Origin of the sequence: Komagataeibacter intermedius TF2, from assembly GCF_000964425.1 — a bacterium.
Lineage (GTDB): Bacteria > Pseudomonadota > Alphaproteobacteria > Acetobacterales > Acetobacteraceae > Komagataeibacter > Komagataeibacter intermedius.
In genome coordinates, this window is record NZ_BANF01000601.1 from 1 (window position 1) to 22,081 (window position 22,081).

At 58.8% G+C, this 22,081-nt stretch carries 18 protein-coding genes; 9 read left to right on the forward strand and 9 right to left on the reverse strand.

The features are described 5' to 3' along the window. The 3 genes from B7449_RS18660 to B7449_RS18670 form a co-directional block, all read left to right on the forward strand. The coding region (locus tag B7449_RS18660; protein ID WP_048884061.1) for an ATP-dependent DNA helicase at positions 1 to 494 on the forward strand (494 nt) is incomplete at its 5' end. A gap of 384 nt (positions 495 to 878) precedes the next feature. After that, entirely contained in the window at positions 879 to 2,867 is a 1,989-nt protein-coding gene (locus B7449_RS18665) for an ATP-dependent nuclease (RefSeq protein ID WP_082084951.1), read from the forward strand. Continuing rightward, positions 2,867 to 4,729, forward strand: coding sequence for a UvrD-helicase domain-containing protein (locus B7449_RS18670; protein WP_039733174.1), 1,863 nt, complete (start codon positions 2,867 to 2,869; stop codon positions 4,727 to 4,729). The genes B7449_RS18665 and B7449_RS18670 overlap by 1 nt, the downstream gene beginning before the upstream one ends. 200 nt (positions 4,730 to 4,929) lie before the next feature. Here the strand turns inward: B7449_RS18670 and B7449_RS18675 are convergent, their stop codons facing one another. The 3 genes from B7449_RS18675 to B7449_RS18685 all read right to left on the reverse strand — a co-directional run bounded on the left by B7449_RS18675 (position 4,930) and on the right by B7449_RS18685 (position 10,673). Continuing rightward, the gene (locus B7449_RS18675; protein WP_039733175.1) at positions 4,930 to 7,995 is read right to left on the reverse strand and encodes an efflux RND transporter permease subunit; all 3,066 of its coding nucleotides are present in this window, start codon (positions 7,993 to 7,995) and stop codon (positions 4,930 to 4,932) included. Further along, on the reverse strand, positions 7,992 to 9,011 hold the full coding sequence (locus B7449_RS18680) for an efflux RND transporter periplasmic adaptor subunit (protein ID WP_048884062.1): 1,020 nt from the start codon (positions 9,009 to 9,011) through the stop codon (positions 7,992 to 7,994). Before B7449_RS18680 ends, B7449_RS18675 begins: the two co-directional genes overlap by 4 nt. 141 nt (positions 9,012 to 9,152) lie before the next feature. Continuing rightward, entirely contained in the window at positions 9,153 to 10,673 is a 1,521-nt protein-coding gene (locus B7449_RS18685; protein ID WP_039733177.1) for an efflux transporter outer membrane subunit, read from the reverse strand. A 118-nt stretch (positions 10,674 to 10,791) separates the two neighbouring features. Between B7449_RS18685 and B7449_RS18690 the strand changes: the two genes are divergently transcribed. Continuing rightward, on the forward strand, positions 10,792 to 11,190 hold the full coding sequence (locus B7449_RS18690; RefSeq protein ID WP_235721227.1) for an ArsR/SmtB family transcription factor: 399 nt from the start codon (positions 10,792 to 10,794) through the stop codon (positions 11,188 to 11,190). A gap of 28 nt (positions 11,191 to 11,218) precedes the next feature. Here B7449_RS18690 and B7449_RS18695 read toward each other — a convergent pair whose 3' ends face one another. Beyond that, positions 11,219 to 11,941, reverse strand: coding sequence for a DsbA family oxidoreductase (locus B7449_RS18695; RefSeq protein WP_039733179.1), 723 nt, complete (start codon positions 11,939 to 11,941; stop codon positions 11,219 to 11,221). A 115-nt stretch (positions 11,942 to 12,056) separates the two neighbouring features. Between B7449_RS18695 and B7449_RS18700 the strand changes: the two genes are divergently transcribed. From B7449_RS18700 to B7449_RS24665, 3 genes are read left to right on the forward strand one after another with little or no spacing between them, the layout of a single operon-like run. Beyond that, entirely contained in the window at positions 12,057 to 12,740 is a 684-nt protein-coding gene (locus tag B7449_RS18700; protein ID WP_235721228.1) for an alpha/beta hydrolase, read from the forward strand. A gap of 15 nt (positions 12,741 to 12,755) precedes the next feature. Next, positions 12,756 to 13,346, forward strand: coding sequence for a glutathione S-transferase N-terminal domain-containing protein (locus tag B7449_RS18705; RefSeq protein WP_407660756.1), 591 nt, complete (start codon positions 12,756 to 12,758; stop codon positions 13,344 to 13,346). Continuing rightward, the gene (locus B7449_RS24665) at positions 13,277 to 13,489 is read left to right on the forward strand and encodes a glutathione S-transferase family protein (protein ID WP_407660757.1); all 213 of its coding nucleotides are present in this window, start codon (positions 13,277 to 13,279) and stop codon (positions 13,487 to 13,489) included. The genes B7449_RS18705 and B7449_RS24665 overlap by 70 nt, the downstream gene beginning before the upstream one ends. Positions 13,490 to 13,633: 144 nt before the next feature. On the opposite strand, the gene B7449_RS18710 is transcribed toward B7449_RS24665, so the two are convergent. Next, the gene (locus B7449_RS18710; RefSeq protein ID WP_039733180.1) at positions 13,634 to 14,638 is read right to left on the reverse strand and encodes a GlxA family transcriptional regulator; all 1,005 of its coding nucleotides are present in this window, start codon (positions 14,636 to 14,638) and stop codon (positions 13,634 to 13,636) included. A 102-nt stretch (positions 14,639 to 14,740) separates the two neighbouring features. Here B7449_RS18710 and B7449_RS18715 point away from each other — a divergent pair, with 102 nt between their 5' ends. Next, the gene (locus B7449_RS18715) at positions 14,741 to 15,295 is read left to right on the forward strand and encodes a cysteine hydrolase family protein (RefSeq protein ID WP_039733181.1); all 555 of its coding nucleotides are present in this window, start codon (positions 14,741 to 14,743) and stop codon (positions 15,293 to 15,295) included. Positions 15,296 to 15,355: 60 nt separating this feature from the next. Then, positions 15,356 to 15,898, forward strand: a complete 543-nt coding sequence (locus B7449_RS23230; RefSeq protein ID WP_039733182.1) for an NADPH-dependent FMN reductase — start codon at positions 15,356 to 15,358, stop codon at positions 15,896 to 15,898. A 131-nt stretch (positions 15,899 to 16,029) separates the two neighbouring features. On the opposite strand, the gene B7449_RS18725 is transcribed toward B7449_RS23230, so the two are convergent. From B7449_RS18725 to B7449_RS18740, 4 genes are read right to left on the reverse strand one after another with little or no spacing between them, the layout of a single operon-like run. Then, a complete protein-coding gene (locus tag B7449_RS18725; protein ID WP_235721229.1) occupies positions 16,030 to 16,599 on the reverse strand; it encodes a hypothetical protein in 570 nt (189 codons plus the stop codon). Positions 16,600 to 16,615: 16 nt separating this feature from the next. Next, complete coding sequence (locus B7449_RS18730) at positions 16,616 to 19,789, reverse strand: error-prone DNA polymerase (protein ID WP_048884063.1); 3,174 nt, start codon at positions 19,787 to 19,789, stop codon at positions 16,616 to 16,618. Then, complete coding sequence (locus B7449_RS18735) at positions 19,786 to 21,339, reverse strand: DNA polymerase Y family protein (protein ID WP_235721231.1); 1,554 nt, start codon at positions 21,337 to 21,339, stop codon at positions 19,786 to 19,788. The genes B7449_RS18730 and B7449_RS18735 overlap by 4 nt, the downstream gene beginning before the upstream one ends. Continuing rightward, positions 21,224 to 22,018: an ImuA family protein gene (locus B7449_RS18740; RefSeq protein ID WP_039733257.1), complete on the reverse strand. Its 795-nt coding sequence runs from the start codon at positions 22,016 to 22,018 to the stop codon at positions 21,224 to 21,226. The genes B7449_RS18735 and B7449_RS18740 overlap by 116 nt, the downstream gene beginning before the upstream one ends. Between the last annotated feature and the right edge of the window lie 63 nt (positions 22,019 to 22,081).

Sequence of the window (22,081 nt, forward strand, 5' to 3'; positions counted from 1 at the left end):
TTGGGGCGCGGTCGCTGAATATCGAATTGCAGCAGGCGCTGAACGCGCCAGGCGAGGTGAAGGTCGAGCGGTTTGGCTGGACCTATGGGCCGGGCGACAAGGTGATGCAGATCGCCAACGATTATGACCGGGATGTTTTCAATGGCGATCTCGGCGTTATCGACAGGATCGATATCGAAGAGGGTGAACTGACGGTCTCATTCGATGGACGGGAGGTCGTTTATGGCTTTGGCGAGCTGGACGAACTGGTGTTGGCCTACGCCGCGACCATCCACAAGAGCCAGGGATCGGAATATCCGGCTGTCGTCATCCCGCTGGTGACGCAGCATTACGCCATGCTCGCGCGGAACCTGCTCTACACGGGGATGACACGTGGCCGGAAACTCGTCGTGCTGGTGGGCCAGAAGAAGGCGCTGGCCATCGCCGTGCGTAATCAGGGCGGAAGGCGGCGATGGTCGAAGCTGAAAGAGTGGCTGGTGCAGGGAGCGATATGACGCAGCGATGCTTTCATGTCGGCTTCCGCCCTCAACTCGGACATATAGGTTTCCAAATCGCGTTCCGCATAACGGACATGAATAGTGCAGGTTCCTATTGACGCGTTGGGTCGAAAGTTGGCTGGCAGTTAACAGTGCTACCTATGTCGAGAATAGCTGCCATTTACTTAACTGACTGGTCAGTTAAGTGTCTAAATGACAATTACAACGATGTACGAAATATTCGTGCAAAGCGCTTATTCGGATTTTACGGAAAAATTTTGTAATTTGAAATGCAATAATGAGAGGTTGAGAACTGTGCTGATTAAAACAGAATTCTGGGAGTAGATATTTCTTCAACCGCTCTTAAAAAAGTGCACAGAGCAATCATAGCGAGATCTTTTCATGAAAATCGAAACTATATCAATACGAAATTTTCGATGCTTTGGTCCCGAATGGACGGAAGTGAGTCTACAAGAGCAGGTGACTGCTTTCGTTGGGGGAAACGGTGCAGGCAAGACAACGCTTTTTCAAGCGCTTTCCCGTCTATTTGGTGTAATGAGGACGGATAGGACTGTTACAAAAAAAGACTTCCATATCGCTCAGAACGAGGAGGAACTGCCTGACGGACGGTGTCTTGAAATCGAGTGCATGCTCGGTTTCCCTGAGTTGGATGATGAAGAGGACGAAGACGCCAGCTCTGTTCCCGATTTTTTCAACCAAATGGCTGCATCGGAGCCTGATGGACCGCTAAAGGTGCGTATCCGGCTTGTCGCCAGATGGATGGAAGACGGTACGTTGGACGGCACGGTAGAAGAAGATATCAGATGGATCACGACACTCGACGACGAATTTGACTGGGACGCTTGTCCAAAGGTCTCCGCCGTTGATCGCGCGAGTATCCAGGTCATCTACGTTCCTGCCCTGCGCAACGCCACCGACCGTGTAACCGAGCTTCTAAAAGGTCGCCTCTGGAGAGCGGCGCTCTGGTCTACTGACCTTGGCGCTCGCGCGACGGAAGGCGCCGAGCTTATCCAAAAACAGTTTGAGCAAGAGGCGCCAGCAGACTTCATCATTAAGCGCCTGACGCACAGGTGGCAGCAGGTTTACGAGGGCGACACGGATACGACCCCTAATCTTCGGCTGATCGAAAGCAGAATCGAAGAACTGGTGCGGCGCGCGGAATTTGTTTTCCATCCTGACGAAGCTGGTCGAAATCGGGTCCTTGCCGATCTCAGTGACGGTCAGCGTTCGCTTTTCCACATTGCTCTGACGGCTGCGACGCTAGAAACTGAACAGGCAGCGCTTACACTCGCTGCAACGGAAAGCCCGTTTGATCGGGAAAAGCTCCGCCGCACCCACCTGACTCTCCTTGCGATTGAGGAGCCTGAAAACAGTCTTTCCCCGTTTTTTCTGTCTCGGATCATGACGCAGGCACGGGAAATCGGAGAAATGGACACGGCTCAGGCGCTCATCTCAAGCCATAGTGCGAGTATCCTCTCACGTATTGAGGCGGACGAGGTCCGCTATTTTCGGCTTGACCGACAGACGCGGTGCGCCTCCGTGAAGCAGCTAACTCTGCCTGAAGGCGATACGGAAGCAAGCACCTATGTGCGCCTCGCAGTTCGCTCTTACCCTGAACTCTACTTTGCACGGTTCGTGATTCTGGCTGAAGGGGATTCGGAGCAGATTGTTCTCCCTAGGCTTGCTGAAGTCAGAGGCGTGCAGCTTGACCCTTCTTTTGTGCCGATCGTCCCCTTAGGCGGCCGCTATGTCTCACACTTCTGGAGACTGTTCACCGATCTTGGCATTCCCTACGCAACATTGTTGGATTTTGACCTTGGTCGAGCCCATGGCGGCGCCAACATGATCCGAAGCGCCTTCGCTGCTCTCAAACAGATAGGCCGCGATTTCACCGCAAATCCCCTCATCGTTGATGGCACGATCGATCTCGATGATCTCGACGATCTGGTTGATGAAGATGTTCTGGACGTCTGGGAAGATAATAACTGGCTTCAAGCCCTCAGGCATGAAGCCGTTTTCTTTTCCGATCCCATCGACCTAGATTTTGCAATGCTGGAGGCGTTTCCGGCTGCTTACCAACATCCCAATCCGGGCGGCCGAGGTCCCAGGACAACGGAGGAGGCGATTGCCGAGAAAAAGACGGTCGTCCTCAAAACCAACGGGAAGCCGGGTATCTACAAAGGCGACCAGTGGGACGATAGTTTCGCTTGGTATCCGTATCTTTTCCTTAGTCGAAGTAAGCCGGAAACGCACCTTGCCGCGTTGAGCAGGATCACACGTCAAGACCTCGCCCGCGGCGCACCACCGGAATTGCGCGCCCTTATCGATCATGTACGAGACGTTTTGTTTCCCAAGCCGGATGAAGTGTGATGCCAGTCGCACCGGAGGATTGGCGACCGCAAGGTGTCGATGACCTTGAACCAGGAGCTTGGGATGCTCTGCGAGAAGCTACACATAGCGTGTGCGTTACCGCTGGCGCTGGCGCTGGCAAGACCGAATTTCTCGCCCAGAAGGCCGCCTACCTTCTCCAGACCGGCCTTTGTCCCGAGCCAAAACGCATCCTTGCGATTAGCTTTAAACGCGATGCCGCACAAAATCTTGCTGCGCGGGTTCGCCAGCGCTGCCCTGCGAATCAGGCCCGCAGGTTTCACTCAATGACTTTCGATGCATTCACGAAGCATATGCTGGATCATTTCCGTCTTGCGATCCCCAACGCTTATCGTCCGCCAATCGACTACAGCATTGCCTTTCCCACACGACGAGACTTCGACTTATTCCTAAAAAGGCACGGTCGTCCGGATGTCAGTTCTGATCGGTTTGAACAAGCGATCGCCCGCACCCCACTGCCGTTTGAAAAAACTGTTGAAAAGCTGTGCACAAGAGAGTTGCTTCGAGCTTACTGGGATGACCAGTACGCCATGCCGGACGGAGCACTGGTTTCTTTCGCAATGATCAACCGCCTCGTTGATTACATGCTGCGTTCGAACTCAAGGATCAAGCGCGCTCTGCGCCTGACCTATCCCTTTGTTTTTCTGGATGAATTCCAGGACACGACCTATGCCCAGTATAGTCTCGTAAATACTGCATTCAGAGGAAGCCGTTCTATCTTCACTGCTGTCGGAGACGATAAGCAGAGAATTATGGGTTGGGCGGGAGCTATGAATAATGCGTTCGATGAGTTTGTTGACGGCTTTAATGCTGTTCGCCATGCCCTTCTCAGGAACTGGAGATCACACGAGGCGCTTGTCGGCATTCAACAGGTCATCGCACGACAGATTGATCCCGACGTTGAAGAGGTCGAGGCCCGAGGACAGTTGGAGGTCGACGGCGCAACGGCAGCGATTTGGCGTTTTGACAACCGTGAGCAGGAAACGCAGATGATAGCGCGATGGATCAGAAGAGAAGTCGACGAAGGCCGCGTTGCACCGCACAATGTTGCCATCCTTGTGCGTATGCGCGCTAATAGTGTTGAGGACGAGCTTGCACCCGTTCTGCGTGATCACGGCCTGACATTACGGAATCTTGCCAGGAACGTCGGTGAAATTGCCATCCAGGATTTGTTAGTCGAGCCTCTTACGGAAGTAATTCTTCCACTTCTAAGGCTTGGGGCAAGTGCCCGTGCACCAGAAGCCTGGAGCGCGGCGCAAGATCGCCTGCAAGCATTGGCAAACGTTAGCTCGGACGACGAAACCGTGCAGGAGCGATTACAGCGCGAGATTGGAGAGTTCTCTAGGAACCTTCGACAGATAATGCGTGACGAGCCGCTTGATACGGCAGTGGCTAACCGGCTGTTCGCGCAGACCTTGGACTTCGTCGGGGTGGAGCGTCTGCGGCAAGCTTATCCCGAATATCGGCGCGATGCTGATTTTCAGCGCGTGCACAACGGCTTTCGGATCCTTTTGCGAGACTGCGTCGAGAACGCTGTGAATTGGAATGATGTTCTTGATCGCTTCGAAGGTAAAAATCAGATCCCGCTCATGACAATTCACAAGAGTAAAGGTCTTGAATTCCACACTGTGATCTTTTTCGGGCTTGATGCCCAAACATGGTGGAGCCTTTCACCGGAGCGTAATGAGGAACTCAATTCATTTTTCGTCGCTTTTACCCGCGCCATGCAACGAGCGTTTTTTGCGTGCTGCTCCGAGCGAGGGAAGCCGATTGGCTGGTTAGAAAAGCTTCTTTTACCAGCTGGTGTAAAGCAGGTCGATGGAGTTGATATCATCACTCCGTAAACTTAAAAGTTCAGTCGCCAGATCAAATAATCAGAGTGAAAACGACCGCAATAGGGCGAAGCTGTGATCCACGTTGGCTGCACGAATGGTTGGTTGTATAATTTTCTACCTAATAGCCGACCTTCCGCTTGCCCCCCTTACCTGTCTTTCTGGTGAATGAAGCAGTTCACTGTAAAGTCAGCAAGTTTGCTCATAGCGCGTCAGACCGTTTTGCCACGGCGCGGCCTGATGATCGTATAGACCGAGGGAAGCACGAACAGCGTCATGGTCGTGCCGACGATCATGCCGACGACGATCACCGTGCCCAGTCCGAAGCGGCTATTAGCACCCGCACCCGTAGCGATGACCAGAGGTGCAAGCCCCACGACCATTGCTGCCGTGGTCATAATGATCGGTCGGAAACGGATGGCGGCGGCCGTCTCGATTGCTGTCCTGCGGTCTACATTGTCACGATGAAGGATCTCGTTTGCGAACTCGACCATCAGGATGCCGTGCTTGCTGACCAGTCCGATCAGCGTAATGAGTCCGATTTCCGTATAGATATTTAAGGTCGTCACACCGAGAGCGAGCGGAATAAGGGCTCCGAACACGGATAACGGCACGCTGACAAGGATGATGACCGGGTCGGTGAAGCTGTTGTACTGAACCGACAGGACGAGATAGATGGCAATCAGTGCGAAAAGGAATGCAAAAATGAGCGCGTTTCCCTCCTGTACATATTGTCGTGAATCAGACTGCCAGTCATAGCTGTAGCCGGGCGGGAACTCTGCCGCCTTTGCCTTCAGGAAGCTCACGGCATCACCCATCGTCACACCTTTGGCGAGAATGGCCTGAAACGTGGCGGAATTCTGCTGGCCGAACTGGGGCAGGCGGTTGGGTTCGACATCGACGCGCACGCTGGCAAGGGCTGACAGCGGTACCTGATGGCCGTTCTGGTCGCGCATATAATAGGTCTTCAGGGCGTCAGGGGTCAGGCGGGACAGCGGAACGGCCTGCGGGATCACGTCATAGGACCGGCCATAATAGCCAAAGCGATTGACGTAATTCTCCCCGATGAGCGTATTCAGCGCGTTGCCGATCCGCTCCATACGGATCCCGAGCGCATTGGCTTTGGTCCGATCGACCGTAACCCGGACAACCGGATTATCGAAGGCGAGGTCGCTATCGACCACGGCAAACAGACCGCTTTTGGAGGCTTCTTCCCGCAGGTGTGACATGACGCCGAAGACGTTGCGATAGCTGTCATCACCGCGGATAACCATCTGGACTGGCAGGCCGCCGGTTGAACCCGGTAGTGCGCCCATCTGGAACACGAAGACGCTGGTCCCCTGGATGGAAGCGACCCGCTGTTGCAGGTCCATCTGGATCTGATCGGCGTTACGCTTCCGCTTCCCCCAGTCATCGAGATTGACACCGCCAACGCTATTGGCAATGCCGTCAATTCCGTTCATCTGCCAGTGGCTATGGCCTTCCGGGATTTCAGACATCTTCTCGTAAAGCGTCTGGGCGTAGGTCTCGACATAATGAAGATTGGTGTATTGCGGGGCCTTGACCGCCGTATAGACGATGTCCTGGTCTTCATTGGGGGCCAGTTCGCTCTGAGACACGTGCAGCATGACCGGAATAAGAAGGAAGATTACCCCCGCAGTGCCGAGTGGAACCCAGCGATGCCGCAGCGAAAAATCGAGCACGGTTTCATAGCGCGCGGTCATGAAGCCGAAGACACGCTCGGCCATTCGCTCCATGAAGCCTTCCTTTTCTTTCGCTTTGAGCAACTTTGCGCTCATGAGCGGCGACAGGGTGAGTGCGACGACACCGGAGACGATGACAGACCCGGCCAGCGTGAGTGCGAATTCCCGGAACAGCGTGCCCGTCAGTCCGCCCATGAAGGCGATCGGGGCGTAAACCGCTGTAAGTGTGAGGGTCATCGCGACAACAGGGCCTGCCACCTCACGCGCCCCGAGTAACGCGGCGTCGAAGGGGGATTTGCCCTCTTCGATATGGCGGTGGACGTTCTCGATCACGACGATGGCGTCATCGACCACGAGCCCGATCGACAGCACCATCGCCAGCAGGGTGAGCAGATTCAGACTGAACCCGAAGGTATACATCAGCCCGACCGCGCCAAGCATCGACAGCGGAATGGTGGCGATCGGTACGATCACCGCCCGCACGGTACCGAGGGAGAGGTAAATCACAAGGATGACGATGAGCAGCGCCTCGATGAATGTTTCAGTCACTTCATCGATCGACGCCTGAATGAAATGCGCGGTCTCGTAGGGAACGCGGACATCAATTCCCGGCGGAAGCGTCGCTTTGAGTTTCGGCATGATCTCGTTGAGACGCGAGATGATCGTCAGCGGGTTGCCTGTTGGCGACGGCTCCAGACCCACGAAGATCGAAGGACGTGGTGTCGGCTTGCCATTCGGGGGCCGAAGCGTGCTGGTCTGCGAACTGGTGTCCGTATTGTCCGGCCCCAGTTCCGCCCGCCCGATGTCCCGCACCCGGATAACCCGGCCACCGGTCGAGCGCAGCACCATATCACGGAATTCCTCGACCGTTTTCAGATCCGTGTTGAGGTTGATATTGCTGATCGTATAAACGCCACGTATCCGGCCGGGTGCGGCCTGGAAATTGTTTTCCCGGATGGCCTGTGCCACGTCCTCGCCCGTCATGTCGTTGGCAGCCAGCTTCTCTGGGTCGAGCCAAAGCCGCATTGAAAGGCGCTGCTCTCCGAAATAACTGATCTCGGATACACCCTCTATGCCCGAAAGCATCGGTGCCGCGACCCGGTGGATATAATCCGAGATTTCGTAGAGAGGCCGCGTTGTACTGGCAAAACCAATATAGGCGACGGCGGTGAAGCCGCCCGAGGTGCGTTTGATGACCGGATCATACGCGCCTTCCGGCAGCCGGTATTTGACGGCGTTCACCTTGGACATCACGTCGGTCAGGGCGCGCATGGAATCATAATTCAGCATCATGCGCACCGTCACCACGCTGAGGCCCTGCGTGGTGGTGGAGGAAAGATAATCAATGCCCTCGACGGACGCGACGGCCTCGCTGATCGGCTGGGTCACGAAGCCCTGCATGAGGTCCGATGATGCCCCCGGATAGCGGGTCGAGATCAGGATCGTGGAGGTTTCGAGGGTTGGATATTGACGTGTTGCGATGGAATTGAAGCCCTTGATCCCGAAGAGAACAATCAGGATCGTCACGACGATCGCGAGGACAGGCCGCCGAAGGAAGCGATCAGTAAAACTCATTGTGCCAGCTCCCGCAGGCCGGCCAGAGGCAGGACTTCCGGAATTTCGCGCACCTTCATGCCGGTGACGAGGCGGTTCTGGCCGCTGGTGACGACGCGATCATCGGGCTTCACCCCATCGTCGATGACCACCCACCCGTTGCGGCGGTCGCCCGCGCGTACAGCCGTCGCGGTGACGGTGGGGCCATCGGTGGACGGCTGCTCGACGAAGAGCGTCTCTCCGTAGGCGGTATAGGTGACGGCGGTTTCCGGGACCACGAGGTGTGGCGCCACCTTCGCGGCAATGGAAACATGGGCATAGGTGCCCGGATGCAGGTCGGCCGGCGGCGCGTCGAGCAGGGCCTGAATGGAGAGCGTATGCGAACCGTCGATGCGCGGGTCGATGGTGGTGACCGTGGCGGTGAAATCCTGTCCCGGCGTCGTGTCGAATGTCAGGTGGACGGTCTGCCCGAGCTGCACACTGGCGGCGTTCTCTTCGGCGAGGATGAAGTTGACCCGCATCCGGGCGTAGGACGTCAGCGTGGCGATGGCGTCACCCGGATTCAGATACTGGCCGAGATTGACCTGTCTGATCCCGACGGCGCCGTCGAAGGGCGCGCGGATATGCTTCTGGTCGATCACAGCCTGCACTCTGGCGACATTGCCTTTCGCGGCTTCGAAGCGCGCCGTAGCTGTCTCCAGATCCTCGTGGCTTTCTACTCCAGTGCGGATGAGTGAGCGGGCTCGGGCGAGATCGGCCTCGGCCGCCCGCAGTTCGCCGGTCTGACGGGTCAGCTCGCCCTGTTCCGGCGCGTCATTGAGGATCAGGAGCAACTGGCCTTTTCGGACGGTCGCCCCGGAATCGAAATCCAGTTCGGTGATCCGGCCGGCGATTTCGGGGGAGAGCGTCACCCCCTGGAACGGCTCGACCTGACCGATCGTGTCGATATGGGCGGCGAAAGGGACGGGTCTGACCGGCCAGACGGATACCGCCGTTGCCGGAGTGTCCGCAGCCCTGCCGACGGCGGGTAGGGACATTAGCACCGCGAGAGCGGTGGCATGGTGCCAGGGGAGGGAGAAGCAACGCACAGGTATCTCCTGAAATTATTATACGCGTATATACGTACTTAAAGGGCTGGGAAGTCCGGATTTGGGGGATGAAACTGAGTCAGGTGCCGGTCATCGCGCGGCGAGTCGGACGGATCGCCACTGATCGGGTGTGACACGGGCATCGGCCAGCCCACCGCCCGTCGCCACCATGATCCGTACCGTCTGACGGAACATCTCGGTTTGTGCCCGCACTGTGTTCTGGCGCGCGAGCAGGACGAGCCGCCGGGCGTTGATCGGCTGGAGGATGGTCTCCCGGCCCGCCTGGTATGCGGCCTGGCTCAGAGTCAGCGCATCATCGGCCGAAGTCAGGGCCTGAAGCTGATTGTCCAGCTCCGTCGATGCGTTCTTCAGGCCGTTCAGACCATCGGCGACTTCACGGAAGCCGTTGATGACCACCGACTGGTAGTGATCGAAAGCGATCCGGTAATCTTCTTCCGCCTGTTTTTTCCGGGCCATGAGGGTGCCGCCATGGAACAGCGGCAGAGCAGCGCCCCCGATCAGGCGCCATGCTGCGCCGGCGGGGCCACCCATCAGACCTTCGGCAGCGGCGGTCGCGCTGAGGGTCAGGCGGGGATACAGGTCAGCGGTCCGGGCGCCGATTTCGGCATTCGTCGCGCGCATCACGGCTTCAGCGCCGATGATGTCCGGACGGGCATGGACAAGATCGGATGGCACGACCACAGGGATATCAGGCGGAAGGCTGAAATTGGCGAGGGTCAGGATCGGTGCGGTCCAGTTGGCGGGCGAGTGCCCGGTCAGGACGGCCAGTGCCGTCCGCGCGGCTTCATGGGCGTTGATCAGCGGCGGCAGAAGCGACTGGTCGTGCGCCAGTTGTGCTTCGGCGGTCACGACATCCAGCCGGGGCCTCCTGCCCGCCTGCCAGGCGAGTGTCGCCAGCCGGAGCGTTTCCTGGTCGGTGTCGATCACGCTGCGGACCACGGCGATCTGGTCTTCTGTCGAGGCGGCTTCGAAGGCGGTCAGGACCGTGTCGCCGACCACCAGCAGCATCGTGACGTCCCGGCGCTCCCGTTCGGCATCCTTCTGCGCGGCAGCCATCTGGATCAGCCGATGGTTGCCTCCGAAAATATCGGGATCATACGAAAGGTCGAGACCTGCCGAGTAGGCGGAGAAAGCCGGGAAGGTCCATGCCCAGGGGCCGAACAGGGCGGCCCCGTATTCCTGTCGTCCTTCGCTGCCGGTGGCGTCGATCTGGGGCATCAGGCTGCCTTGCGCGGCATGAAGTCCCTCAGCCGCCTTGCGCAGGTTGGACTGGGCCGCCTGGATCGACCAGTTGTTCCGGAGTGCCTCTGTGACGAGGGCGTCCAGTCGGGGCGAGCGAAAGAGACGCCACCAGTTGGAGTCTGGCTTTCCGGCGGCCTGATACGGGGAGTTAGACGAAGCTATGGTCGCTGTTTCCGACCGGGTCTCGCCGAATGTTGGGGCATTCGGTGGCCGAGGTGCCTTGTAGGTCGGGCCGACTGTGCAGCCTGTGAGGCCCGGCAGCAGGGCAACAAGAACTAGCCAGGCTCGGCGTGGTGCGCCAGCGCCCCGTTTTGGCCTCTGGGTAGGAAGCAGGAAATTGGATGGCAACGCGGCCTCCGGGCGTCATGAACGAGTCTCAATGATACGAACATAGACGTACACACGTATAAAAGACCAGCCTTGTCGAGAAACTGGTTTGCGACGGGGGTTCGGAAGCAGCGTTTTCTTGACCCGCTCCCATGATACGCGTACCAATCCACGCATGATCGCACGCCATCCGAAACGCGAGGATATCCGGCTCGAAGCCGTGCTGACGGCATTGGGTAATCCCATCCGCCTGGCTGCGGTGCGGACGATCGCCGTGGGCGGCGAACATCCCTGCTGCGATGTGCTGCCGCAGATTCCGAAATCCACCATGACCCATCACTGGCGCGCCTTGCGGGACAGCGGTGTGGTCTGGCAGCGCCATATCGGTCGGGCATACCGGCTTGAACTGCGGCGCGAGGATCTGGACAGCCGGTTTCCCGGTCTGCTGGACTCCATCCTCGGCCCGCTTGTCAGTGATCCGCTCACGCAGGAGACGATCGCCGAATACGACCGCTCCCGCCAGGATGCGCCTGCCTGACGGGAACGCCAGGCGGGACGGTTTTTGCTCAGAGAGTGCTGGAGCCGGAAGTCGGGATGACGCATCCCGTGCTGTCGCAGGTCATGCCGGTAGTCGGGCTCTCGGACGCGGTTTTGCGTGCTTCGTTCCATGACTGGCGCAGGGCGGCCAGCAATTGTGCTTTCGGCTGCGCACCTGAAAGACCGTAGGCGCCGTCGAAGGCAAAGAAGGGCACGCCGTGAATGCCTGCCTGTGACGCATGGGTTTCATCACGCCTGACATCTTCGGCGAAGTTGGTGCTCGACAGCATGGCGCGCACGGCGTCGCCATCAAGACCGACATCCTGTGCAAGGCCGACAAGCACATCATGGTCGGCGAGGGGGGCGTTGTCGGTGAAATAAGCTCGGAACAGCCGCTCCGTCATGTCCGCGCCGCGTTCGTGCTGTTCGGCGAATTTGGTCAGCCGGTGTGCGTCGAAGGTATTGGTGTAGCGGACCGAGGCATAACGCATGTCGAGACCGCATCTCTCGCCCATGGACGTGATGTGGTCGATCATGGCCAGGGCGTCGCTCCGGCTTTTGCCGTATTTCCGCATGATGCGGTCGAGCGTTGTGGTAGTCACTGCCGGACCCGAGGTCGGATCGAGTTCGAAGGCCCGAAAGACGATCTCGACTTCGCCGGCATGTTCGAATTCGGCCAGGGCGGCTTCGAGAAACCGCTTGCCGATATAACAGTAGGGGCAGGCATAGTCGGACCAGATCTCGAGTTTCATGACAGGCTCCTTGATGGCTTGCGATAAATACGTATGTATCCGTATCATGGTCTCTATCAAGCCTGCGGTCACGTCGCTGTGACTGATTACAGGCGATACAGGAGGAGCAGCCATCATGATGACACCCCGCGTCCCACTGGAATTTACGACCGGCCCCGACCCGGTGGCCACCATCATTCTCATTCACGGGCTTGGCGCCAGCGGCGAGACGTTCCGGCCCGTGGCGCAGGTGCTGGATCTGAGCACAGTTGGTGCCGTGCGTTTTGTCCTTCCCAATGCACCGGTCAGGCCCGTTTCCATCTGTGGGGGCGAGCGGATGCCCGCCTGGTATGATCTGCTGGACCAGAACTTCGTAGTGCGGGAGGATGAGGTCGGACTGAAGGAAGCAGCGGCGTATTTAACGCAACTGATCGATCGGGAAATCGAGCGGGGAATGGTGCCGGGGCGCATTGTGATCGGCGGGTTTTCGCAGGGCGGTGCAATGTCGCTGATGACCGGCCTGCGCTATTCGCGCCCTTTGGCCGGAATCGCCGATCTGTCGGGTTATCTGCCCCTGGCACCCGCAACCGGCCGGGAACGTACTGCCGCAAGCCGCGCCACACCGATCTTCATGGGACATGGAACACGGGACGGCATTGTTCCGCTGGCTCTTGCTGGCGCAGCAGCGCGCCGTCATCTGGCTGGCTGGGGATATGACATAACCTGGCGGACCTATCCCATGGATCATACAATCATCGAGGCCGAAATCCGGGATCTGAACATCTGGCTGTCTGACGTGTTGAAGCCGACGACCCTCTGAGAAAGGACGCGTTCCATGATCGATCTTTTCTACTGGCCGACCCCGAACGGTCACAAGATCACGCTGTTTCTGGAAGAAGCCGGGCTGGATTACACCATTCATCCCGTCGACATCAGTGCGGGGGATCAGTTCCGGCCGGAATTTCTGGCTATTTCTCCCAATAACCGTATGCCCGCGATCATTGATCGCAACCCTAAAGATGGCGGCGAGGCCATCAGTGTTTTCGAATCAGGTGCAATCCTGCTCTATCTCGCAGAGAAAACGGGTCGGTTTCTGCCCGTGGATATCCGGGGTCGCACGGCGGTTACCGAATGGATGTTCTGGCAGGTCGGCGGTCTGGGGCCGATGGCAGGGCAGAATCATCATTTCGGGCAGTATGCGCCGGAGCAAATTCCCTACGCCATCACACGCTATGTCAACGAGACCAACCGCCTGTATGGCGTGATGGAACGGCGCCTGGCGCAGGTGCCGTTCCTCGGCGGTGCCGTTCCTCGGCGGTGCCGTTCCTCGGCGGTGCCGATTACAGCATTGCGGACATGGCCAGCTATCCCTGGGTTGTGCCGTGGCAGCGCCAGCAGCAGAACCTTGAGGACTTTCCGAGCCTGAAGCGCTGGTTTGAGACCATCGCCGCGCGCCCGGCAACGATACGGGCATATGAGAAAGGCAAGGATCTGTCCGTGCGGCCGAGCGTGACGGAAGAGGGGAAGAAGATTCTGTTTGGTCAGACAGCCCGATCCGGCAGTCGGTAAGACAAGGCGGTCAGTAGTCGGAAAACTGATACAGAAAATCACTCAGGTCACCTTTGAGGCAGGCAATAAGAAATCAGCGGTGTCTTTGGCCGGGCACTAAAGAAGGACTTCTGCCACATGCGAGGACAGGGACGGTGGTAATAATCAGATCCTGTCGGCAGCAGGCGAGGCATCTGGCTCACGAGAAAAACGCTTTCGATAGCCTGCTGGGGTCTGTCCCATGAGGCGTGTAAAAATTTTCCTGAAAGCCCCACTGTCCTGATACCCGACCTCCCAGGCAATCTGGTCCAGCGGCAGGGTTGTGGTTTCCAGCAGGTTCCGGCCTTTTTCCACCCGCAGATGTTGCAGATAAGCGAGTGGTGTATGAGAGGTCGCCTTGTGGAACCGACGCAGGAAAGTCCGTTCTTCCAGTCCGGACATCAGTGTCATGTCGGCGACTGTGGCGTTTCGGGCAGGTTCCGTGCGCAGCCAGTGCTGGACCTTCAGGATGGTCCTGTCACCGTGAGTTAGGTTCGGGACGAAATGCCGGTACTGGCGCTGGTCGTGTCGGGGCGGATCAATCAGCAAATAACGGGCCGTCTCCAGCATCGCAGCAGGGCCGAATAGTCTGTCAATCAGTCGCAGGCCCAGATCCGGCCACGACATGATGCCGCCAACCGTCAGAATGTCGCCATCATCCACCAGAAGACGATCCGGATCGATCCTGATGGCAGGAAAAGCCTGTTGCAGTCTGGTGGCGGCGCTCCAGTGCGTGGTGGCCGGTCTTCCGTCCAGCAGGCCGGTGGCGGCGAGGAGAAATGTCCCGGCACAAACAGCCGCCAGGATGCTGCCACCTTCATGGCAGGCCCGCAGCCACGCCAGCAGGTCCGGAACAGTTTCGGAGGCAGGCGGTCCCGTCAGGCTGGGGGGAATGATCACGACGGATGGTGCAGTGGGCAGGGGGCCATTTTCTTCCGCTCCGTGGGAACGGTGATCTGTGATCTGATCCGGAGCGACGGATAAAACCCGCAACACGGGCATAGCTCTTTCCAGACGTTTGCGGCTCAGTTCGTCCGCGACATTGAACAGATCAGTCAGCCCGTAAAGCGCGGCCTTCTGGGCAGCAGGATAGGCGACAAGAACGATGTCCAATGGGGGCTGACGGTTCATTTGTCAGATATGGCCCTGTTTTTGTCATTTCTGCCAGTGGGGGCGTGATCAGGAAGGCGTTAGCGTCGTGTGAAACAGTTTGCTCGAGTGGGGAGAAGAGCCATGTCCGATCAGGCGCTGATCATTGTTGACCTGCAGAACGATTATTTCTCCGGCGGACGGTGGCCACTGATAGGGATCGATGCTGTCGCCGCCAACGCAAAGCGCGTGCTGGCGCGTTTTCGAGATACCGGAACGCTGGTCATCCATATTCGGCATGAGTTTGAAACCAGCGATGCGCCGTTCTTTGTTCCGGGATCTGTCGGTGCGCAGATCAATGCGTGCGTCCTGCCGGAGAAGGGAGAGCCGGTTGTACTCAAACATCATCCCAATGCGTTCAGGGATACGGAACTGAAGACCCTTCTGGATGAGCGGGACATCAGGAAACTGACGGTCCTTGGCGCCATGAGTCACGTATGTATCGACGCGACTGTCCGTGCCGCGGTCGATCTCGGATACGATGTGACCGTGGTGTATGACGCGATCGCCACGCGTGATCTGGAGTTCAACGGGACAGCGGTTCCGGCAAGGCAGGTACATGCTGCCTATATGGCGGCATTGGCATTCGCCTATGCAAAAGTCATACCGACAGGCGAGCTAATCCGTAGCTCGGAATGAGGTGTTATCCTCTGCCAGAGATTCAGGGCTTTATATGAATATGACAATTGAAGAGCCATCGTGAAAATATTGGCTATTTCAGGCAGCGCACGACACAACTCGACAAATACCGCGATGCTGCGCGCCGTGTCGTTCATGGCACCAGCGACATTTTCCATCTCAGTGTTTGATCAGGTGGGCGCGCTTCCGGTCTTCTCGCCGGATCTGGAAACGGATGAACTTCCACCACCGGTATGTGCCTTCATGAATCAGGTCGCTGCGAGTGACGGCCTGATTGTGTCCAGCCCTGAATATGTACGGAGCATTCCTGGGGGACTGAAAAATGCCATTGACTGGCTTGTCTCCGGTAATCTTCTTACGACAAAACCGATTGCCCTGATGCATGCTTCGCATCGGGGAGACGATATGCTTGTCGATCTGCGCACTGTATTGGGCACGGTCAGCAGCAAATTCTCTTATGATCTTTTTCTCCGGTTCAGTCTCATGAACTTGACGCCCGATCAAATATCCGAAGTGCTGTCTGATCCTCAAAATCGTGAAAGAATTAAGGCGTTTCTGGACAGGTTCTCTCTGCTTATATCGGAAAGGGCAGGTGTTTTATGAGTATCGTTGAAACACCCGAGCCGCCTTATTATCCTGTTATTTTTACATCAGTAAGGACAGAGACTTCCGACGGGTATGATGAAACTGCCCTGAAAATGGTAAGGCAGGCTGAAAGTCCGGATACGACTTCTTTAGTTCTGCTCTATAATCCGGCGAATATTCCAGAGCATGCGACGGCGTAGCAATCCGCTGACGGGACGGATCAGAAACCAGTAAGGCGTAAAGTATCGTCTGGCCTTGTCACTGAGGCAGAGAACACGTGTTTTGGTTATGAGGCGACACCTGCTCCTGCTGATGGGCGCGACAGTAAAGCCAAGAACCAGTTTACAGATATCTCCCTGTTTTGTGGCTATGAAAGCATCGGCAGAGGGAAGGGAGCAAAGTCCATAATCAGCACGCCAGAATGCTCCCGCCAGACCATAGGCAAGTGTGTGTTCCGTACGGGCCAGAAGGGTAAAATCATCCAGATCCAGTGGTGGGGCTGACAGGTGCTTTGACAATCGTCCTGGAAGTTCTCGTAGGGAGATAACCTGGCGTATAAGCGGGTCATCCTGAACCCGATAGTCTGCGATGGTATCAAGAATATCAGAAGGCTGACCGTGAATGGTTATCGCGTGACGTTCGGAAAAATTGTAACGGGGGAGGAAATAATCAAAGGCGTCTATCAGGACCTTATCATTGTCAGGTGATAGCGTGGACATTCCAGAGGGCCTTTGTTCAGTGGAAATTGCGAGCTTTGATAAATATGTTCTCATCGTCAGACACTCTGCCACATCGTATGCCTGTGGAGGATCGGTTCCCGACGTCCGCCAGCAATATTGACAGATCGGTGATCTCCTTCGCCACCAGATGCACGACGTCCCCTTCCTTCTGGAGCATGCCTTTCACGGCCAGCATCTGGCCGCCCAGCACGACGCGCCGGTTGGCGTCGAACATGTCCGGCCAGATGATGACGTTCATGTTGGCCGTCTCATCCTCCAGCGTCATGAACACCACGCCCTCCGCCGAGCCTGGCCGCTGCCGGACCAGCACCAGTCCCGCTACGGTGAGACGCTTCCCGTCCTTTGCCGCCAGCGCCTGCTGACAGGTGACGATGTCCCGTTCTCGCAGATCCCTGCGAAGAAATGTGAGGGGATGATCCCGCAGGGTCAGGCCAAGCCGGTTGTAATCCCGCACCACCTCTGCCCCATCCCGCATGGGCTGCAGCAACACATCCGGCTCATCCGCTTCCCGCGTTACCTGCGCTGCCGCAAACAAGGGCAGGGGAGCATCGCGCAGAGCTTTGATCGCCCATAGTGCCTCGCGCCGTGCCAGCCCGAGCGAAGGGCGGAACGCGTCGGCCTCGGCCAGATGGTTCAAAGCGGCTGCTTTGACACCCGCCCGACGCCACAGATCATCGACCGACGTAAACGGACGTGAGGCCCGTGCGGCAACAATGCGGGCCGCATCGTCATTGGCCAGCCCTTTCACCAGACTCATGCCCAGCCGCACGGCGAACATCCCATCGGGCCTTTCCGGTCCTTCCAGTGTGCTGTCCCAGCGTGACGCGTTCACACAAACTGGCCGGATTTCCACGCCATGTTCCCGCGCATCGCGGACCAGCTGCGCCGGTGCATAAAATCCCATCGGCTGGGAATTCAGAAGCGAGGCCAGAAACACGTCTGGATGGGTGCATTTCATCCAGGACGACGAATAGGCCAGAATGGCGAAACTGGCCGCGTGGCTCTCGGGAAATCCGTAAGACCCAAACCCTTCGAGCTGCTGATAGATCCGTTCTGCAAAGTCCTCGTCATAACCGTTGGCGCGCATGCCCTCGATCAGCCGTGTCTGAAACTGCGAGACGGTACCAGTGTTCTTGAACGTCGCCATGGCCCGACGCAACTGATCGGCCTCGGCAGCGGTGAACCCCGCACAGATCATGGCCACCTGCATCGCCTGTTCCTGAAATAGCGGGATTCCAAGCGTCTTTTTCAGAACCTTTTCCAGTTCCGGGGTGGGATACTCTTCCGGCTCGATCCCTTCGCGCCTTCGGAGATAGGGATGCACCATATCCCCCTGAATGGGGCCGGGCCTTACGATCGCGACTTCAATGACGAGGTCATAAAAGACGCGCGGTTTGAGCCGTGGCAGCATGGACATCTGCGCCCGGCTCTCGATCTGGAACACACCGATGGTGTCGGCCTTGCGGATCATGGCGTAGGTGCGCGGATCCTCGGCCGGAATGCTCTGAAGCGTGAAATGCTGGCCCTTGTGTTCCCCGAGTAGGTCCAGACCTTTCTTCATGCAGGTCAGCATGCCAAGGGCCAGAATATCCACCTTCATGAATTTCAGGACGTCGATATCGTCCTTGTCCCATTCGATGATCTGACGGGCCTCCATGGATGCCGGTTCGATGGGCACCAGTTCATCCAGCCGGTCATGGGTCAGCACAAAACCGCCGGGATGTTGTGACAGGTGGCGGGGCACGCCGATCAGGCAGCGGGCTAGATCCAGCGTCAGGCGGACACGTCGGTCCGACAGATCAATACCGCTGTCAGTCAGGGCGTCATCGTCCAGCCTGCGGCCCCAGCCGTGAATCTGGCCCGAGAGTGTGCGGATCAGGTCTTCCGGCAAGCCCATGACCTTGCCGACATCCCGCAAGGCCCCTTTGGCGCGATAGCGGATCACCACGGCCGTCAGGGCTGCCCGGTCACGCCTGTAATGCTCATAGACCCACTGGATGACCTGCTCGCGCCGTGCATGTTCGAAGTCCACATCGATATCCGGCGGCTCGCCGCGTTCTTCGGAAACAAAGCGCTCGAACAGCAGCGAGTTTCGGGCCGGATCAATGGCGGTGATGCCCAGCACATAACAGACCGCAGAATTGGCCGCCGAGCCACGACCCTGACAAAGAATGTTCTGGCTACGGGCATAGCGGACAATGCTGTTCACCGTCAGGAAATACGGCGCATAATTCATGCGGCCGATCAGGCCGAGTTCATGGTTCAGGCTTTTGCGGACCTCCTGCGGAATGCCCTCTGGATAGGTCCGTGTCGCACCTTCCCATGTCAGAGCCTCCAGCGCCTGCTGCGGCGTCTGACCGGGCACGGACACTTCATCGGGATACTGGTAGGCCAGATCGTCGAGTGAGAAGCGGCAGCGCTTCACAATGTCCATGGTGCGGGCGACCGCTTCAGGGTAACGGCTGAACAGCCGGGCCATCTCCTGCGGTGGCTTGAGATAACGGTCGGCATGACGTTCGCGGACGAACCCGGCCTCGTCGATGGTCGTGTTGTGGCGGATGCAGGTCACAACATCCTGCAGGATGCGTCGGTCATGGGTATCGAAAAGAACGTCATTGGTCACAACGGTTGGCACCCGTGCCTGATGCGCCAGGTTTGCCAGTTCATACAACCGCATCTGGTCATTGGGGCGACGCAGCAGCGTCAGCGCCATATAGGCCCGGTCGGCAAAGGCGTCCTTCAGCTTGCGCAGATGTAGGGCGCAGGCATCATCCGCCGTGTCCGGGATCATGACGACAATCAGGCCTTCACCCCAGGCGACCAGATCCTCCCGGAGCAGATGGCATTTCCCTTTCCCGGCACGGGCCTTGCCGAGGGTCAGCAGGCGGCAAAGACGGCCATAGGCGGCCCGGTCCATTGGGTAGACCAGCACGGGCGGGAAATCCGCCAGATCGAGACGGCATCCCACAACAAGGCGGAGCCCGACCTCTTTTGCCGCGACATGGGCCTGCACCATCCCGGCCAGAGAGTTGCGGTCACAGATGCCCAGTGCCTCGATGCCAAGGGCCTTTGCCTGCGTAAACAGTTCGATCGGGGAAGACGCCCCGCGCAGAAACGAGAAATACGTCGTCACCTGCAGTTCGGCGTAGCGCGGTGCCAAGGAGTTCATCCAAAGATCCCGTGCAGAAACCAGCCCTGTGAGCCGGTTTCGCCATGCTCGCCATCGCCGGCCCGGTAGAGCCAGAACCGTTCTCCGCTGGTGTCCTCCACCCGGAAGTAATCCCGGGCGATGGTCAGTTCCGCGTCATTCTTCCACCATTCGCCAAAGACACGCTCCGGCCCGTCGGCGCATTTCACTTTCCGCCGCACGCCCCGCCAGATGAAGAACAAGGGCGGCTGGTCCGGCAGTTCCGCCATGGCCTGCACCGGCTCAGGTCGCATCAGCAGACGTGTGGGACGCGGCCAGTGCTCGGGCCAGTCCTTCGTCTCCTCGGGGGCCAAGGCAGGCACGCGGCAGAAGGAGCGTTCGGGCAGATCGCTTTCCACCGGCGCAAAGCGATACAGCGCCTGCATGCCGACACGGTTGGCCAACGTGTCGATCAGATCGGACACATCGGCTTCTTCTTCGGCGATGAGGGAGGAGACCGTCTGCCGTCGGTCCATGGGTTCCGCCAGGGACGCGATCAGTACCATGCGCTCGATGCCAAACCCCGGATTGATCGTTTCGATTTTCTCGCACAGCAGTCGGGTCAGGCGCTTCACATCGCGTACTGGCATGGCGGTCGCCACGCGGATCGCCTCGGTACGGCTGTCCACCCGATGCAGCAATAGATCGAGACGGCGCACGCCCTGTCCGCGTTCGTCCAGCCCCTGACAGAGTAGCGGCACCAGCTTGCCGATATAGCGGGCGATGGTCTCGGCCGCGCCAATGGGTTCGGCAAAATTGCGGCTGACCTCGACCGGATCAACCGGGCGCACCGGAACGATGGCTTCTCCGATGCGTCCAAAGGCCTGATCCAGCCTGCGGGCGACATCCGGGCCGAAACGCAGTGCCAGAGGCGCACGGGGCATGGCGGCCAGTGGTCCGATGCGGGATACCCCCAGCGTGGCCAGACCTTCGATAATGGTGGGTGGCAGGCGCAGTGCCGCAAGGGGAAGATCGGTCAATACAGAAGCGGTGTTACCCGGCGGCACGACGGCAATCGGCGCCCGACCGTAGCGGGCGATGGCGTGCGCAGCGCCCCAGGTGTCCGCCACCACGGCCTTTGCCCGAAACCCCGCTCCCGCCATGCGGTGAACCATATCCTTGAGCATGGGGAGTTCACCGCCATGCAGGTGATCCGCCCCGGTTGTGTCCAGAACCAGCCCGTCCGGGGCGTCGACCGCCACGATGGGCGCGATACGATGCTGGAACCACAGGGCGAGTTTCTCCAGCCCCCGCCGGTCGCCTTCGGGATCGGCATCCATCAGCACCAGATCGGGATACAGTGCCTGAGCCTTGGCGACCGGCGTGCCGGGGCGCAGCCCCAGCTTCCGGGCGGCGAGATCGACCGACAAGACAACCCGCCGCCGTCCTTCACGCCCGGCCAGCGCCAGCGGCGTCTCAGGCGCGGGCGCGTCTGGCCCAAGTCGCTTCCTGATCCGATCCGTCGGCCAGAGCGGCAGGTAAAGCGAGACGATCCGCGACCGGGGTACAAGGGGCGAGCCTTCCTTTGGCATCACAGGCCTCCACTTCAAAATCGGCACATTCGCCTGCGCGGGCGCGGATCAGTTCCAGCAACCAGCGGGGACGGCCCACACCGGGCACCGGCAAAGACACAGACGGCAGGACGGACACTCGCCAGCGGGTGACGGACGCTGTGGGCTGGCCAAAATCTGCCGCATCCGTCTGTCGTCGCCAGCGGCGTATCGCGATGCCAAGGGAGCCAGACGTCTCGGCCGCCAGTTGCAGACGGCGGGATGCGGTCATGGACAGGCGGGCTACTTCCGCGACCACGGCCCCAAGGCCGCCATGCCGCAGTCCTTCCTCGAAACAGGCCAGCACATCGACGTCCGAACTGGCCTCGACAAAAATGGTTCGCCGTGCCGACAGCCCTACCTGTTTCAGGGAAGGGGCGAACACATCCTGACGGGTGACGATCCAGAGCACCTTGCCGCGCGTGCGGGCCGCAATCCCGGCGCAGAACTGACCGGCGGCGGCACTGTGCAGGGCATCATTGCCACCACCGGCCACTTCATGCAGGGCGCCCAGCGCCAGCCCGCCACCGGGCAGGCGAATGTCGATCTCGCGCACGCCAAAAGGCAGCATCCTGCGGCGTCGGTCGCTGTGTCCTTCGAGACGGCTGATCGCGGCCCGCAGCGTCTCAAGACCGGGTTTTTTATGGGTTTCAGCAGTCATGTCACGGCTCGATGTCCCTTGTGCAGGCGGATTTCATGATTATATGTTCGTGATTTGTTCTGG

Coding starts and splice junctions, on each gene's coding strand:
- B7449_RS18665 (WP_082084951.1), top strand. CDS start 879: ATGAAAATCGAAACTATATCAATACGAAATTTTCGATGCTTTGGTCCC.
- B7449_RS18670 (WP_039733174.1), top strand. CDS start 2,867: ATGCCAGTCGCACCGGAGGATTGGCGACCGCAAGGTGTCGATGACCTT.
- B7449_RS18675 (WP_039733175.1), bottom strand. CDS start 7,995: ATGAGTTTTACTGATCGCTTCCTTCGGCGGCCTGTCCTCGCGATCGTC.
- B7449_RS18680 (WP_048884062.1), bottom strand. CDS start 9,011: ATGTCCCTACCCGCCGTCGGCAGGGCTGCGGACACTCCGGCAACGGCG.
- B7449_RS18695 (WP_039733179.1), bottom strand. CDS start 11,941: ATGAAACTCGAGATCTGGTCCGACTATGCCTGCCCCTACTGTTATATC.
- B7449_RS18700 (WP_235721228.1), top strand. CDS start 12,057: ATGATGACACCCCGCGTCCCACTGGAATTTACGACCGGCCCCGACCCG.
- B7449_RS18705 (WP_407660756.1), top strand. CDS start 12,756: ATGATCGATCTTTTCTACTGGCCGACCCCGAACGGTCACAAGATCACG.
- B7449_RS24665 (WP_407660757.1), top strand. CDS start 13,277: ATGGCCAGCTATCCCTGGGTTGTGCCGTGGCAGCGCCAGCAGCAGAAC.
- B7449_RS18710 (WP_039733180.1), bottom strand. CDS start 14,638: ATGAACCGTCAGCCCCCATTGGACATCGTTCTTGTCGCCTATCCTGCT.
- B7449_RS18715 (WP_039733181.1), top strand. CDS start 14,741: ATGTCCGATCAGGCGCTGATCATTGTTGACCTGCAGAACGATTATTTC.
- B7449_RS18725 (WP_235721229.1), bottom strand. CDS start 16,599: ATGTCCACGCTATCACCTGACAATGATAAGGTCCTGATAGACGCCTTT.
- B7449_RS18730 (WP_048884063.1), bottom strand. CDS start 19,789: ATGAACTCCTTGGCACCGCGCTACGCCGAACTGCAGGTGACGACGTAT.
- B7449_RS18735 (WP_235721231.1), bottom strand. CDS start 21,339: ATGCCAAAGGAAGGCTCGCCCCTTGTACCCCGGTCGCGGATCGTCTCG.
- B7449_RS18740 (WP_039733257.1), bottom strand. CDS start 22,018: ATGACTGCTGAAACCCATAAAAAACCCGGTCTTGAGACGCTGCGGGCC.